A 15124-nucleotide genomic window follows, 5' to 3' on the forward strand; every position below is an offset into this window, starting at 1 on the left:
GGGACGTTGTGGGGGTTCAGCCGGCGAACCAGCGCACCGGCTTCGGCGCGAGGTTCTGGTAGACGTGCTTGGTCTCGCGGTACTCGGCGAGGCCGGCGGGGCCCAGCTCGCGGCCGGTGCCGCTCTTTCCGAAGCCGCCCCACTCCGCCTGCGGGAGGTAGGGGTGGAAGTCGTTGATCCAGACGGTGCCGTGCCGCAGCCGCCCCGCGACCCGGCGTGCCCGTCCGGCGTCCGTGGTCCACACGGCGCCCGCGAGGCCGTACTCGGTGTCGTTGGCGAGGGCGACCGCCTCGTCCTCGGTGCGGAAGGTCTCGACGGTGAGGACCGGGCCGAAGACCTCCTCGCGCACCACCTTCATCTCGCGGTGGCACTGGTCGAGAACGGTCGGCTCGTAGAAGTAGCCGGTGGCGGGCCGGTCCGGGGACGGCTCGGGGCGCCTGCCGCCGGAGCGCAGCACCGCACCCTCCGCGAGCGCCGACGCCACGTACGCCTCGACCTTGGCACGCTGCTGTTCGGAGACGAGCGGACCGCACTCGACGCCGTCCGCGGTACCCCGGCCGAGGCGGATCTTCGCCGCACGCCGGGCGAGTTCGGCGACGAATCGTTCCCTCAGGGGTTCCTCGACGATCAGCCGCGCACCTGCCGAGCAGACCTGGCCGCTGTGGATGAACGCGGCGTTGAGGGCCTGGTCGACGGCGGTGTCGAAGCCCTCCTCGGTGGCGCAGGCGTCGGCGAAGACGACGTTGGGGTTCTTGCCGCCGAGTTCGAGCGCGACCTTCTTGACGGTGGGCGCGGCGGCCTGGGCGACCTTGATCCCGCTGACCAGACCGCCGGTGAAGGAGACCAGGTCGACGTCGGGGTGCTCGGCGAGGCGGGCGCCCACGCTGTGCCCGGGCCCGGTGACGATGTTGGCGGCACCGGCGGGCAGCCCGGCCTCGGCCAGCAGGCCGATCAGGGCGACGGTGGTCAGCGGGGTGATCTCGCTCGGCTTGATCACGAACGTGTTGCCGGCCGCGAGCGCCGGGGCGATCTTCCAGCTGGCCTGGAGCAGGGGGTAGTTCCAGGGGGTGATCAGGGCGCAGACGCCGATCGGCTCGTGCACGACGACGCTGTGGATGTCGGGCGAGCCCGCGTCCACCACCCGGCCCGCGCCTTCCCCCGCCACCAGGTCGGCGAAGTAACGGAAGGCGTCGGCGACGCAGTCGATGTCGACGCGGCCCTCTTCGACGGTCTTGCCGGCGTCCCGGCTCTCCAGCAGGCCGAGTTCCTCGCGGTCGCGGACGAGCAGGTCGGCCACCCGGCGGAGCAGGGCGGCGCGCTCGGCCACGGGGGTGCGGGGCCAGTCGCCGGTGTCGAAGGCCCGGCGGGCGGCGGCCACCGCCGACTCCGCGTCCTTCTCGTCGCCTTCCGCGACCACGGCGAAGGGCAGGCCGTCCGCGGGGTCGATGATCTCGCGCGTCGCGCCGGAGGCGGCTTCCAGCCACTCGCCTCCGACCTGGATGGTCGCTCGTACGGTTCTGTCGGCCATGATCGGTATTGCCTTCCGTTCCTGGTCAGTGCCCCTGTGTGACCTTGAGGTCACACTCGGACACCGTCACCGCCTGCCCTCGGACGCGGATTGCATGCGCAATCGGTGGCCGAAAGTGTGCTGCATCACGGAACAGTCGGACAAAGCGGCGCGAAAAGGCTACCGAACCGGCTCGGTTTCAGCCCTTGGCACCGGAGGGCTCGCCGTGGGAGGCGTGCCGGGGGCGGGTCTTGGTCGAGATCTGGCCGACGAGTTCCCAGAAGCACACCAGGGCCGTGACCGGCGGAATCCCGAAAATCACTAAGGACAACAGGGCGTGCGAGGAGTGGCTCACACAGAGCGCCACGGCCATGAGGGAGGCCGCCAGCACCACGCACCAGGACCGTCGCGCACTCCGCCGCTGGGCGGTGGCCCGCAGCACGGACAACGCCGCCACGAACCAGGGGCCGTACACCGTCAGCGGCCAGTACAGGGCGAGCCGTACGGGCAGCACCGAGGAGGCGATGCCGCGCAGCTGGCCGTAGGAGTAGCAGACCGACCACGCCAGCATGAGGACCGCGCACGCGGAGACCGCGACGATCAGCAGGGTGATGTGGGTCAGGCGGCGGCCGCCGTCGAGCAGGTGGGACTCCTGGCGGAGCCGGCGGCGGCCGGGCCTGCGCGGGGCCGGGACGTCCAGCAGGGTGGTGGCCGCACTCACACCGGCCGGTGCGGACAGTATCTGGGCCAGTTCCTCGACCGGGTCCCAGTCGTTCGGCGCGACATCGGGCTCGGGGGCGACCCAGGCGTGGTCGTAGAGACCGGTGTGCTCATAGAGACCGGGGTGGTCGTACAGGCCGGGGTGATCATAGAGACCCGTGTTGTCGTAGAGGCCGGTGTCGTGCTGAATCCCGTCCATCTGATAAACCTCCGCACCGTGCTTCAGGCCCCGTACAGATCTGCCATGGTCCGCCGATATTCATTTTCCATCGCGTTGATTCTCTTCAGGAAATCATCGAGCAGGTCCGAGCATGAGGTGATATCCATACTGCCGGGCCAGCGGAGTACGGTGGTCGGGTGATCTTCGGCGATGCGCCAGTCCAATCGCGTCACGGTCACCTAACGACCGGTGCAGGGGACGGGGTTTGGGGCGTTCGGGGGAATTCGCGTCACCCGGAAGAGAACCTATTGAATACCTGGGGCGCCGCAATTGGGAAATTCTGAATATGCGGGTGGTTACCTTCCGTGAAATTCGGATGGCGGCTCAGTCGGTCGAGGGGAGGGCGTCACAAACCGTGTCCGGCGGGCAGAACCAGTCGACCGCTGTCGTCAGATAGGCCAGCTCGTCGTCGCCGCCCCCGGCCTCGGGGCCGTACGAGGCGATGGCGTAGACCTTGCCGTCCTGCCCGACGAACCGTTCGTCGACGACGTGCCAGGTGCCGAGGTCCGGCTCCCCGCTGATCGTGTCGGCCAGGTACTCCAGACGGGAGCCGGTGAAGCGACCGTCGTCGAGGGTCGTCAGCGCGAGTTCCTTGAAACCGCGCGGCTTGGGGGTCTGGTCGGAGAGGTAGAGCTCGAAGGAGGCGGCGGGGGTGGCTTCGGCGACCTGGTAGACCTGAAGCCGGTGCTCGCGGTCGGGGCTGCGGTAGCTGACCACGGCGAAGCCGTACGAGGAGGCGACGGTGGAGCGCGTCCAGCCCTCGGGGACGGCGATCCGGAAGCCCTCGGTGTCGTGGCGCAGCCGGTAGCCCGCGGGGGGCGTGGCGGCCGACGGGGAGGCGGATTCCGTGGGCGGTTCGGAGGTCTGGTCGGAGGTCCGGGTGGAGGGCGCCGAGCGCTTCGGGGTGACGGAGGCGGCGGCCGCGGCGGGCTTGTGGCCGTCCCCCTCGCCGACCACCAGGGTCAGCACCAGGCTCACGGCCACACCCACGACGGCGGCCCCCACGACCACGGCCCACACCGTCCGCCGCCCGGCCCCCCGGGACCCCACGACCGCCGGCCGAGGAGGAATCGGCGCAGCATGCGGCCGCCCGACCGCCCCGGACAGGGGAGACCGAGCGGGGCCGTGAGCGGCGGACGACTGCGCGGGAACGACGGCGGGCGGCGGGGTGGGGGTACCGGCGGCGGGCGGCCAGGCGGGCGGGGTGCCGACGGCGGGCGGCAGGGCGGGAGTGCCGGCGACGGGCGGCAGGGCGGGAGTGCCGACGGCGGGCGGCGGGGTGTCGATCGCACGCGCCTGCGCCGGGCCGTCCGCGACGGGCGGCCAGGCGGGTGGGGCGCCGACGGGCGGCCAGGCCGGGGGCGGCTGGGAGGGGGCGTCGGTGGCGGGCGGGGGTGTGTCGACCGCACGCGCCTGCGCCGGGCCGTCGGCTGCGGGCGGCAGGACGGACGCGTCGGCGGCGGGCGGCTGTTGGGGGGCGTCGGCGGCGGGCGGCCAGGCTGGTGGGGTGGCCGGCGCCTGTTTGGGGGTGTCTGCGGTGGGTGCGGGTGGCGGGGTGGGGGGCGGCTCCGGCGCTGTCGCAGCCGGCCGGGGTATCGGTTCTGTCGGTGCCGTGGGGGCTGACCACGGGTCGGTGGGGCCCGTCCACCACTCCTGGGGGCCTGCCGGGGCGGGCGGTGGCGTGGGTGGTGGGGTGGCCGGTGTCGCGGTGGAGTGGGCGTCGACGTCCTCCCAGCGCTGTGCGGCCTCGTTCCAGTGGCCCGTTCCCCCGTTGCTCATCGTCGCCCTCTCACATCCCCAGCAGCCCGGCCAGGGCGCCCGCCGAGGCCAGCACGCCCAGCAGGGCCTGGGAGTCGGCGAGGAGTTCACGCAGACGCTCCCGGCGGGTCGGCCCCGCCTGCCCGGTGCTGGTGATCTCGTCCTCGGTCTCGGCGAGCGCCGTCCCCAGCGCCGCCGTCTGCTCGGTGCCCCGCACCCGCGCGAGGTCGGCGCGCAACTCCCGTACGGCGGCGAGGAGTTCCGCGTCCACCTGAGTGTCACCGGCCCCGTGATGGTGGCTCTCGGCGTGCGCGTGGCTGCCGATGGCGAACGTGCTGCCGGACACGTTGCCCATGCTGACCTGCGGTTCTTCACTGCCCATTGCCGTCGGCCCCCTTCTGGTGCGAGACGCTGCTCGCGGTGGCGTGGCTGCCCACCGCGAACGTGGAGTTCTCGACGCGGCCGATGCTCACGTCGTTGCTGACATTGACGATCTTCTGGACGAACTCGCCGGTCTCGTAACCGGCTTCGGCGAGCGCGGCCCGCACCCCGTGCGCCACCCGGTCCTGGATGCTGCGCAGGTACCGGACGACGTCCATCTCCTGGAAGTGGGATCCGACGTCCACCGCGCCCAGTTCGCGCACGGACAGCGCGGGCCCCTCGGGCAGCGCGCCCGCGTGGCCGCCGGTCAGCAGCCGCCAGACGTACACCGCGCCCCGGCCGAGCTGGGCGAGGGAACGGCCGACGGAGCCGGGGACCCGCACGGCCGCGGCGGCGGACTTGCCGAGCCAGTTGTTGTTCCGGAACCGGTGGGCCGTACGGTCGGCGTTCTTGAACTCCGCGCGAACCGGCGTCAGTACGTGCGGGGCGACCTCCAGCACGAGCATCCGGCCCTGGGTGTGGACGCGCACGAACACCGTGACGACCACCTCCTCCTCCCAGCCGCCGACCCGGACGCGCAGGAAGTGCCGGCGCTTCTCGGCGCCCTCCTCGACGGCGCGCGCCCGGTGCTCCTCGAAGGCCTGCGCGGTGTACGGCGCCTGGTCCCGGCTGCGCAGCCCCTCGGCGGGCAGGAACACGCACTCGTCGATCTCCAGCTGGCGCAGCCGGTCGCGGGCGCCGGGTCCGGCGTACTCGGCCGGGATGCGCAGCTGTTCGAGCAGCGGGCGGACCCGCCCCAGGACCGCGCGGTTGCCGAGCGGCTGCCGCTCCTTCTTCAGCTCGTCCCGCTTCAGTTCGACGGCCAGCACCCAGCTGTTGTAGGCGGCACCGGCCCCGCAGAACGGGTCGGCCTCGTTGTAGATGATCAGCGGAGCGTCCTGTTCGAGCCGGATGCGCTGCTTGAGCCGCTGGAAGCGCGGGTTCTCCGCCTTCTCGGCCGGGTCGTTCGCCGCGTCCGGGAAGCGTTCCGGGGACAGTTCGGCGGCCAGCACCCGGGTGAACCGGGTGCGCTGGGCGTGCTCGCACAGCGCGATGCCGGCGAGTACGGCGAGGGTGAGCCAGGCGTGCCAGGGCTGCGCCAGCCCGCCGACACCGCCGAGGCCGGGGACGAGCAGGTCTCCCCAGCCGGGGGAGCCGGAGGAGCCGGAGTAGCCGTCGTAGGAGTTGGACGAGTCGTACGAGCCGTAGGGCGACGAGCCGCTGTCCGAGCCGCCCCCGAACGCGATGACGAGGGTCAGGACCAGGGCGATGGTGAAGAACACCCGGCCCCACCAGCGCACCAGGAAGGTCGCGAGCAGCCGGTAGAACGCGGGCACCATGGTGAGACCGTCGATCCGGGGGGCGGCGGCGAGGGCGATGCCGGGCAGCAGGAAGAACCCGAGCAGCCAGCCGCTGAGCGGCAGCCCGACCACCCACAGTCCGAGGATCGCGGCGGCCCAGGCCAGCTCCTGGCGGCGGGCGCGCAGCGCGTGGGCGAGGACGCGGGCCGCGTCGAAACCGAGCGAGGGGGCCGCGATCCGCTGTTCGTTGAGGTGGAGCTCCTCGATGACCCGGTCCCGGTAACCGGCGTCCAGGTAGGTGCCCGCGCACAGCAGCCGGGTCGCCTCGCTGGCGTAGGGCGGTGTGGGCGGCAGGGCGGGAGGCGCCCCGGCGGGCGCTCCCGGGTGTGGCTGTTGTGGCACGTAAGCGGTGCTCACGCGATCCCCCGATGCGTGTGAAATGCGTTGTCAGACGTCGTGTTGACAGACCATCAGCATAGAGGGGCGACCGTGACCGGCGATACGGATTTCACCGAAGACACCGCTGGTCAGCAGTCGGCCGACGGCTCCTGTCCGACCCGCGCGCCGGTCAGCAGCTCCCGTACGCAGCCGCGCAGCCAGGCGTGGGCCGGGTCGGCGTCGTGGCGGGGATGCCAGGCCAGTGCGAGGGCGATCGGCGGGAGCGGGAGCGGCACCTCGAAGGTGACCAGGCCGAGCGCGGCGGCCAGCGGCACGCTCCAGGAGCTGATCAGTCCGATCAGGTCGGAGTCGCGGATCACGAAGAGGGAGGCCGGGAAGGTACCGACGGTGCCCACCACCCGGCGCCGCAGGCCGAGTTCGGCGAGAGCCACGTCCACCGGACCGTGCAGCCTGCCGCGCCGCGACACGTTCAGGTGACCGGCCGCGGTCGCGAACCGCTCGGGCGTCGGCTCGCCGTCCAGCAGCGGGTGCCCGGCCCGCACGACACCGAGCATGCGGTCCTCGTACAGGTGCTCCACGCGCACCTCGGGCAGGGTGGTGTCGACCACCCCGACCTCCAGGTCGGCGGTGCCGTGCCGCAGGACCGGCGCGTCGACGTGGCTCTCGGTGAGGAAGCGGACACGGATGCCGGGCGCCTCGGCGGCGGCGCGCGCGAACAGGGCCGGCCCGAGGCTGCCGGCGATCGCGTCGTGCCCGATGATCGTGAGGGTCCGGGAGACGGTCCGCAGATCGGTGTCCCGGCCCGGCGCGAACAGCGCCCGTGCCCGCTCCACCACCGCGCTCACCTCGGCCCGCACGGCCAGCGCGTACGGGGTGGGCACCAGGCCGCGCCCGGCGCGCACCAGCACCGGGTCGCCGAGCGCCCTGCGGATCCGGCCGAGGGTACGGCTCATGGCCGGTTCGGACAGGTGCAGCCGGCGGGCGGCACCCCGCACGCTCTGCTCCTCCAGGAGCACGTCCAGGGCGGCCAGCAGGTTCAGGTCGAGGCTCCCGGGTCCCGGGGCGCCGTCCGCCCCCGACCGGGGCGTGGATTGCGTCATGCGCAATGGTTCCTTGCAGAAGTTGCACTGGAAAGCAGGTCGGCGCCGAGCCTACGGTGACAGGGCATCCCCCACCACCCGTCCAGCTCCCGGGAGGAGCCGTGCCCACGCACGCCCCGAAACGCCCTGTCCTGCTCACCCTGTGCGCCTGCGTGCTGGTCGCCCAGAGCATGGTCGCCGCCGTCAACCTCCTCATCCCCGAACTCGCCGCGTCCTCCCTGCACCCGTCGCACAGCCAGATCCTGTGGACCGTCGACGCGTACGTCATCGCCTTCGCCGGCCTGCTGGTCCCGGCCGGAGCGGCGGGCGACCGGTACGGCCGCAAGGGCGCCCTGCTCACGGGCCTCGCCCTGTTCGCGGCGGGCGCCGCCACCAGCGCGCTCGCCCCCGACGCCGCCGCGCTGATCGCGGGCCGTGCCCTGTCCGGCGCCGGGGCGGCCCTGATCACCCCGGCCACCCTGTCGGTCCTGATCCAGCTGGCCGCCCCGGAGCACCGCGCCCGCGCCCTGGCCTCCTGGACGCTGGCGATCGGCCTGGGCGGCGCGGCCGGCAACATCGGCGGCGGCCTGGTCGGCCAGTTCCTGTCCTGGCGGCCCCTGTTCGCGGCGATGGTGCCGCTCGCCGCCCTGCTCGCGTTGGCGGTGGCCGTCACCGTCCCGCGCACCGCGCGCTCCGCGCACGGCAACCTGGACCCGCTCGGCACCCTGCTCCTGGCGGCGGGCCTGGTGGCGCTGCTGTTCGGCATCATCGAGGGCCCCGGCCACGGCTGGACGTCCGCCGCCGTCCTGGGCGCGTTCGCGGCGGGCGCCGCGCTGGTCGGGGGCTTCACGGCGCACGCCCTGCGCTCGCCGGAACCCCTCTTCGACCCGCGGGTGTTCCGCTCCGCCCGTCTGCGCTCCGCGACCCTCGGCACGGCCACCGGCTTCTTCGGCCTGTTCTCCCTGTTCTTCCTCAACTCCCAGTACCTTCAGGGCGTCAAGGGCTACGGCGCCGCCGTCACCGGCGTCGCGATCATGCCGCTGACGGTCGGCATGGCCCTGGTCCCTAAGCTCGCCGCGCGCTGGGCGGACCGGCCGCGCCCGGTCGTCGGCGCCGGACTCGCCCTGATCGGTCTCGGCCTGCTCGGCGCGTCCACCGTCGGCGCGGCCACGCCGTACTGGACGTACGCCTGCTGGCTGCTGGTCGTCTCGGCCGGCACCGGGCTGTCCATGCCGGCCCTGACCCTCGGGGTCGTCACCTCGCTCCCGCCGCACCAGGCGGGTCTCGGCTCCGGTCTCGGGACCACGGCGCGCGAGACGGGGGCGGCCCTCGGGGTCGCGGTCACCGGCACCGTCCTGTCCGCCCACACCGACCTGGCCTCGGGCATGGGACCGGCGCTGCGCACGGTCGCCCTGCTGGTGCTGGCGGCGACGGCGCTCGTGGTGGCCGGATACGACGGCCGGACACCGACGCGCAGTATCGCGTCCGGCCGCAAACGCGTACTGTCGCGTTCGTCCGGTGCCTGGACAACTCCCGTCACCACAAGGCCTGTTGAGGAGCCATCATGCCCGCTCTCCTGAACCCCGTGCTCGATCTGCTGACCCTGCGCGGCACCGTCACCGAGGCCGAGCGGATCACCGCCTCGATGCGCCGCCTGCGCATCGACGGCGACCAGCTCGCCGGGCTCGACGTCCGCCCGGGGCAGCAGGTCCGGGTGCTGGTCACCGGCCTGACCCTGCGGACGTACTCCGTCTGGCGCTACGACCCCTCGGGCGTCGTCGAGTTGTGCGTGCTGGACCACCCCGAGGGCGGCCCGGGGGCCCGCTGGGGGCGCACCGTCGAACCGGGGGAACAGGTCAGGCTGCGCGGGCCCGAGGGCACGTTCACCCTGCGCCCGGAGGCCGCCCGTCATGTCTTCGTCGGCGACGAGACGGCCTCGGTCGCCTTCGGCGCGATGCTCGCGGCGCTGCCCCGGGAGGCCGAGGTCTCCGGCTGCGTGGAGACCCGGACGGCCGCGGACCGCCTGCCGCTCCCCCGCGCGGACCGGCTCGACTGGACGCTCCGGGGCGGCACCTCACTTGCGGAGGCGGTACGGAGGCTCGCTCCCGAACCGGGCGGGACGGCGTACGTCGCCGGGGAGGCGCGGGCCGTACAGGCGGTGCGGAGGGTGCTGGTCCAGGAAGCGGGCTGGGACCGGCGGGCGGTGCTCACCAAGCCGTTCTGGACACCGGGGAAGAAGGGGATGGAGTGACACGCTCGGGGCGTCGCTCCGGGCGCGGCGCCCAGAACACCGGGCACCGGAGGGGCCGAAGGAGACGGGGAGTCCCGGCACCCCGACCGGCGCCGTCTCCCCCGCGCCTGCCGCCGGGCCCGTCCCGGGGGACGCCGGGGACCGCTCTCGGCGGTGGCGGCCGGAACCGGAACGGGCCCCGCTCCGGTTCGAGACCGGAACGGGGCCCGTGGGGTGCGGGGGGCTCAGATGAGGCCGAGGGCGCGGACCGCCTCGCGCTCCTCCGTCAGCTCCTGCACCGACGCGTCGATGCGGGCGCGGGAGAAGTCGCTGATCTCCAGGCCCTGGACGATCTCGTACCGGCCGTCCTTGGTGGTGACCGGGAAGGAGGAGATCAGGCCCTCCGGGACGCCGTAGGAGCCGTCGGACGGGATGCCCATGGAGGTCCAGTCGCCGTCGGCGGTGCCGTTGACCCAGGTGTGGACGTGGTCGATCGCGGCGTTGGCTGCGGAGGCCGCGGAGGACGCGCCGCGGGCCTCGATGATGGCCGCGCCGCGCTTGGCGACGGTCGGGATGAACTCCTCGGCCAGCCACTTCTCGTCGTTCACGACCTCGGCGGCGTTCTTGCCGGCGACCGTGGCGTGGAAGATGTCGGGGTACTGGGTGGCGGAGTGGTTGCCCCAGATGGTCAGCCGCTTGATGTCGGCGACCGTCGAGCCCGTCTTCTTCGCGAGCTGGGTCAGCGCGCGGTTGTGGTCGAGGCGGGTCATCGCGGTGAAGCGCTCGGCCGGTACGTCCGGGGCGGCGGCCTGGGCGATCAGCGCGTTGGTGTTGGCCGGGTTGCCGACGACCAGGACCTTGATGTCGTCCGCGGCGTGGTCGTTGATGGCCTTGCCCTGGGGCTTGAAGATGCCGCCGTTGGCCTCCAGGAGGTCGCCGCGCTCCATGCCCTTGGTGCGGGGGCGGGCGCCGACGAGGAGGGCGACGTTGGCGCCGTCGAACGCGACGTTCGGGTCGTCGGAGATGTCGATGCCCTGGAGCAGCGGGAAGGCGCAGTCGTCGAGCTCCATCGCGGTGCCCTCGGCGGCCTTGAGCGCCGGGGTGATCTCCAGGAGGCGGAGCCGGACCGGCACGTCCGCGCCGAGCAGCTGGCCGGAGGCGATGCGGAAGAGCAGGGCGTAACCGATCTGGCCGGCCGCGCCGGTCACGGTGACGTTCACGGGAGTGCGGGTCATGGCGTTCTCCGTATGACAGCTGGCGGTGGGCGTCCTTGCCCTGGGTGCCCTGGGGTGCGGACGTACAAATGATCGATCTCTTGGTATCAAGAGATCCACCGGTCAGGCTATCGCGCATCGCGGATGCCGGAGGTGGAGGGGTGGGTGTGGCTCACCCCACAGCAACAGAGGCGGCCGCCCGTCCGGGAGAGGGTGGGACGGGTCGGCCGCCACTCGGGGGTGCCGGTGACCGGACTCCCGTGGGGGGGTACCGTTCGCCTGCCCGGGATGCGGCGCGGCATTCCCGGACGCCGCGGTTTTCGCCGCGGTTTTCTACGAGGTGCACGCCGTCCGCCCCGACGCCAGCGTGGCGCAGGCCTTCACCGCCGTCGCGTCCCGCACCGCCACCATCGGCGTGTACGCGATGGTGTCGCCGGTGGCCGTGATGTCGCCGCGCTCCGTGACCGTACCGGCGGTGACCCGGACCGAGTCGCCCCGGGTGGCGCCGGTGATACGTCCCCAGGCGGCACCGCAGGTCCTGCTGTACCGGACCTCCAGGGTGGTCGCGCCGACCGCGAGGGTCTTCGCGGTGGTCACGAGGTCCCCGCTGCACCCCATGGCCTCCGCGTCCTTGCCGGTGCAGCCGGCGCCCGCGCACTTCACCCCGGCCGGCAGGCGGGTGCCCGCGGTCGACGACGGGGCGGCGGAGGTGCCCGTGCCCTGGTTCTTCCTCCCGGCGTCGCCGTTGCCGGTGAGGAAGAGGACGCCGGCGACGACCACGGCCGCCCCGACGACCCCGGCGAGGAACATGGTCAGCCGCCGGCGCCTGTCGTCCGGCGGCACCGGCCCACGGGGTGCCGCCGGCCCCGGCGCGCCCGTCCCCTCCCGGTCGCGGCGGTCGGCGTCGGGGGCCGTCGGCTGGGGCGGGATGGTGGGCGAGACCCCCGCGGGTCCGGCGATCCCCGACATCGCGACGGCGCCGCCCGCGCGCCGCGGCGCCCTGCCCCCGGCGGCGGGGCCGGACGTGGCCGGCGGCGCCCCGAACTCGCCGAGCGCGGCCCGCGCCTGGGAGATCCGGATCGCCTCCATGGTCATGTCGTGGCGCATCTCCGAACGGCTCCAGGCCCGCTCGGCCAGCTCCCACATGGTGGTCAGGTGGACGGGGTCGGTACCGGTGACCTCGGCGAGCGCGACGATCGCGCCCTTGGGTGCCAGCAGCCGGCCGCCCAGGTAGCGCTCCCAGGACGTCCTGCTGTAGCCCGTGCGGTCGGACACTGCCGCGACGCTCAGGCCGCCGCGGTCCACGAGCCGCCGCAGCTGGGTGGTGAACTCCTTGACCTGCGGATCGAGTTCATCCGGCAGGGCCTTCCACCGAGGCATTGCTCCCCCTCTGCACCGTCGCACGCCGACCCGGTAGGTCCGACGGGCCGTCGACCCGCCCCCGCTGGGACACGTTAGCCCGGTCGCGCGGTGACGCGGCGATCTGTCCGCCGATTTGTCAACACATCGACACAGCGGTCATCCGGTCGTGACCTCCCAGGTCACAGGGGCCTCAGTTCACCCGAGAACCACGACCGCGGCGACCGCCCCGAGGAGCAGCACGAGCAGCAGCACGATCGCGAGGAGCAGCAGCCGCACGTGCGGGTGCGCGGCGGGTTCCGGCTCCGGGCGGTCCCACCAGGGGAGCGTCGGGTCGTCCTCGTACTCCTCGGTGCCCGGCGGGCGGTCCGGCGCGGTCGCCGGGCGCGGCCAGGCCTGGACGGCCAGTTCCCAGCGCACGGCGTGCCGTTCGGCGTCCGCGTCCGCCAGGCCCGCGACCCGGCACAGCGCGACCACGGCCTGCCGCGGCGGCGGCTGCACGGCGTTGAGGTACCGCTGCCAGGAGGACTTGCTGTACGCGGTCCGGGCGCCCAGCGCGACCAGGCTGAGTCCGGTGTCGTCCTTGAGGAGCCGCAGGTGCTCCACGAAGTGCCGCACCTCCGGCGGGAGCCCCTGGGGCAGCGGCTGCCAGCCGCCCATCACGCACCTCCACGGCTTGCCTCGCCGCCAGTTGGTCGAGTTCGTCGCCAGTCCAGAGCGGGTGACGACGGGGGGCGTCCCGATGGTTCCCGCAGGCCGTCGCCGTGCGGGCGGCCCGTGGGACGGGCCGCCGCGCGGTCTCAGCCACCGTGGCGGCCCGGCGTCACCAGTCCCGTCTCGTAGGCCACCACCACCGCCTGCGCCCGGCTGCCCAGGTCGAGCTTGGTCATGGTGCGGTTGAGGTGGGTCTTCACGGTCGCCTCGCTGATGTAGAGGCGATCGGCGATCTCCAGGTTGGACAGGCCACGGGCGGTGAGCTTGAGGACCTCGACCTCGCGGGAGGTCAGCACCTGGAGGTCGGGCGGCGGCCCGGCACCGGGGTCGGGGCCGCGCTGCCGGGCGAACGCCTCGACCAGGCGCCGGGTGACGCTGGGCGCGAACAGGGCGTCACCGCCGTCCACCGCGGTGACGGCGGCCAGCAGCCGTTCGGGGCCGGAGTCCTTGAGGAGGAACCCCGAGGCGCCGGCGCGCAGGGCGCCGTACACGTACTCGTCGAGGTCGAAGGTGGTGAGCACGAGGACCCGCGGTGCCGGTCCCGTCGCCTCGGCGAGGATGCGCTCGGTGGCCTCGATGCCGTTCAGCCCCGGCATCCGGATGTCCATCAGGACCACGTCGGGCCGGGTCTCGGCGGCCAGCCGCACCGCCTGCGCGCCGTCCCCGGCCTCGCCGGCCACCTCGAACCCGGGAGCGGCCTCCAGCAGCCCCACCAGACCCGCGCGGATGAGGAACTGGTCGTCGACCACGAGCACTCTGGTCATCCGGTACGGTCGTCCCCCCGCCGTGCGAGTGCGGCCGAGGTCGGCAGGGTCAGCTCGACCGCGAAGCCGCCCTCGGAGCGTGGGCCGACACCGATCGTCCCGCCGTAGAGCTTGGCCCGCTCACGCATGCCAATCAAGCCGTGGCCTGCGCCCGTTCGCACTCTGTCCGGATTCACCCCCTCCCCGTCGTCGAGGACGGACACGGTCAGCTCGTGCGGGCCGTACCGCAGCAGCACGCGCGCGTGCGCGTGGCCGGCGTGTTTGAGGACGTTGGTGAGCGCCTCCTGGACGACGCGGTAGGCGCACAGTTCGACACCGGGCGGCAGCGGGCGGGGCTCGCCCTCGACGGTGTACGCGACGGACAGTCCGCCGCTGCGCACCCGTTCGACGAGTTCGGCCAGCCGCTCCAGGGTCGGCATCGGGGCCCGCTCGGCGGCCTCCGGGTCCTGTTCGCGCAGCACCTGGAGCATGCGCCGCAGCTCCTCCAGGGCCTCGCCGCTGGTGTCCGCGATGGCGCCGAGGGCGCCCCGTGCCTTGCCGGGGTCCGACTCGAAGACGAACCTCGCCAGCCCGGCCTGCACCGAGATCACCGACATGTGGTGGGCGACGACGTCGTGCAACTCCCGTGCTATCCGCCCGCGCTCCTCCGCCACCGCGCGCCGCGCCCGCTCGGCCTGCTCGGCCCGCAGCCGCCGGGTGAGTTCACCGGAGCGCTGGGCGAGGTGCCCGAACCAGAGCAGCACCGTGCAGTACAGCAGAGCCTGCATGGCGACGGAGGGCATCGAGGAGCGCGCGGTGACGAGCCCGCCGTACAGCCAGGTGCCCGCCATGCACACGGCACAGCCGACGGCGATCCGGACCGGCCGTACCGACGCGACCGTGTACAGGGCCAGCATGGAGCCGAAGCTGCACACCACGGGCCAGTAGCCGAAGCTGATGTAGACGATCGACGCGCACTGCACGACGGCGAACACCTGGAGCGGCCACCGCCCTCGCAGCGCGGTGGGCAGATGCGCGAGACCGACCAGCGCGTAGGCACGCGCGTCCAGCGGCGGCCAACCCTGGGTGGGCGACTCCCGCCCCAGCAACACGGCCGTCACGACCGTCATGCACGCGATCAGCGTGTCGACGGCGAGCGGGGGCGGGGTGCGCGGTCGCATCGCCGCAGCGTAACGCGGGGCTCGAAGCGACCGAGTCAGTCTCCGGACGTACCGCGGAAGTTGTAGACGGTTCAATCGGGGGTGGGATTCGCCGAACCCGCCGGATCCCTACTTTCGAACCCGGGGGGAAGCAGGCCCGCACCCACCGGGGGAGGTGCGGGCCACGCCCTGGGTCCCGGACAGCCCCTAGTAGGACTCCGTTAGGTTGCTCTGGCTCTCAGGTTTGGGCTGGTGGTGGATGTTCTGGGCAGGGGGCGGTGGCAGGTGGTGCAGGTGCCG

Annotated in this window: 14 protein-coding genes; 2 read left to right on the forward strand and 12 right to left on the reverse strand. The window is 73.4% G+C overall.

Annotated elements, in window-relative coordinates:
- Positions 1-16: 16 nt before the first annotated feature.
- The 7 genes from AB0958_RS36275 to AB0958_RS36305 all read right to left on the reverse strand — a co-directional run bounded on the left by AB0958_RS36275 (position 17) and on the right by AB0958_RS36305 (position 7425).
- Positions 17-1528, reverse strand: coding sequence for an aldehyde dehydrogenase family protein (locus AB0958_RS36275; RefSeq protein ID WP_366894721.1), 1512 nt, complete (start codon positions 1526-1528; stop codon positions 17-19).
- A 178-nt stretch (positions 1529-1706) separates the two neighbouring features.
- Positions 1707-2426: a DUF2637 domain-containing protein gene (locus AB0958_RS36280; protein ID WP_366894722.1), complete on the reverse strand. Its 720-nt coding sequence runs from the start codon at positions 2424-2426 to the stop codon at positions 1707-1709.
- 23 nt (positions 2427-2449) lie between these two features.
- Positions 2450-2611 carry a hypothetical protein gene (locus AB0958_RS36285; RefSeq protein WP_165939531.1) on the reverse strand — a complete coding sequence of 54 codons (162 nt, stop codon included), beginning with the start codon at positions 2609-2611 and terminating at the stop codon, positions 2450-2452.
- 160 nt (positions 2612-2771) lie between these two features.
- A complete protein-coding gene (locus AB0958_RS36290; protein WP_366894723.1) occupies positions 2772-4226 on the reverse strand; it encodes a hypothetical protein in 1455 nt (484 codons plus the stop codon).
- Between the two features lie 10 nt (positions 4227-4236).
- Complete coding sequence (locus AB0958_RS36295) at positions 4237-4587, reverse strand: hypothetical protein (RefSeq protein WP_366894724.1); 351 nt, start codon at positions 4585-4587, stop codon at positions 4237-4239.
- Positions 4577-6343 carry a hypothetical protein gene (locus AB0958_RS36300; protein ID WP_366894725.1) on the reverse strand — a complete coding sequence of 589 codons (1767 nt, stop codon included), beginning with the start codon at positions 6341-6343 and terminating at the stop codon, positions 4577-4579. The genes AB0958_RS36295 and AB0958_RS36300 overlap by 11 nt, the downstream gene beginning before the upstream one ends.
- A 110-nt stretch (positions 6344-6453) precedes the next feature.
- Positions 6454-7425: a LysR family transcriptional regulator gene (locus AB0958_RS36305; RefSeq protein WP_366894726.1), complete on the reverse strand. Its 972-nt coding sequence runs from the start codon at positions 7423-7425 to the stop codon at positions 6454-6456.
- A gap of 101 nt (positions 7426-7526) precedes the next feature.
- On the opposite strand from AB0958_RS36305, the gene AB0958_RS36310 reads away from it, so the two are divergent.
- Complete coding sequence (locus tag AB0958_RS36310; protein ID WP_366894727.1) at positions 7527-8984, forward strand: MFS transporter; 1458 nt, start codon at positions 7527-7529, stop codon at positions 8982-8984.
- Positions 8969-9655 (forward strand): siderophore-interacting protein, encoded by a 687-nt coding sequence (locus AB0958_RS36315; RefSeq protein WP_366894728.1) that lies wholly within the window; start codon positions 8969-8971, stop codon positions 9653-9655. The genes AB0958_RS36310 and AB0958_RS36315 overlap by 16 nt, the downstream gene beginning before the upstream one ends.
- 224 nt (positions 9656-9879) lie before the next feature.
- Here the strand turns inward: AB0958_RS36315 and AB0958_RS36320 are convergent, their stop codons facing one another.
- The 5 genes from AB0958_RS36320 to AB0958_RS36340 all read right to left on the reverse strand — a co-directional run bounded on the left by AB0958_RS36320 (position 9880) and on the right by AB0958_RS36340 (position 14845).
- A complete protein-coding gene (locus AB0958_RS36320) occupies positions 9880-10869 on the reverse strand; it encodes a malate dehydrogenase (protein WP_132892922.1) in 990 nt (329 codons plus the stop codon).
- A 312-nt stretch (positions 10870-11181) separates the two neighbouring features.
- Entirely contained in the window at positions 11182-12228 is a 1047-nt protein-coding gene (locus tag AB0958_RS36325; RefSeq protein WP_366894729.1) for a DUF2690 domain-containing protein, read from the reverse strand.
- Between the two features lie 177 nt (positions 12229-12405).
- Complete coding sequence (locus tag AB0958_RS36330) at positions 12406-12867, reverse strand: helix-turn-helix transcriptional regulator (RefSeq protein ID WP_366894730.1); 462 nt, start codon at positions 12865-12867, stop codon at positions 12406-12408.
- A gap of 140 nt (positions 12868-13007) precedes the next feature.
- The gene (locus AB0958_RS36335; RefSeq protein WP_366894731.1) at positions 13008-13685 is read right to left on the reverse strand and encodes a response regulator transcription factor; all 678 of its coding nucleotides are present in this window, start codon (positions 13683-13685) and stop codon (positions 13008-13010) included.
- Positions 13682-14845 (reverse strand): sensor histidine kinase, encoded by a 1164-nt coding sequence (locus AB0958_RS36340; RefSeq protein ID WP_366894732.1) that lies wholly within the window; start codon positions 14843-14845, stop codon positions 13682-13684. Before AB0958_RS36340 ends, AB0958_RS36335 begins: the two co-directional genes overlap by 4 nt.
- Positions 14846-15124 lie beyond the last annotated feature (279 nt).

Origin of the sequence: Streptomyces sp. NPDC006655, from assembly GCF_040703965.1 — a bacterium.
Lineage (GTDB): Bacteria > Actinomycetota > Actinomycetes > Streptomycetales > Streptomycetaceae > Streptomyces.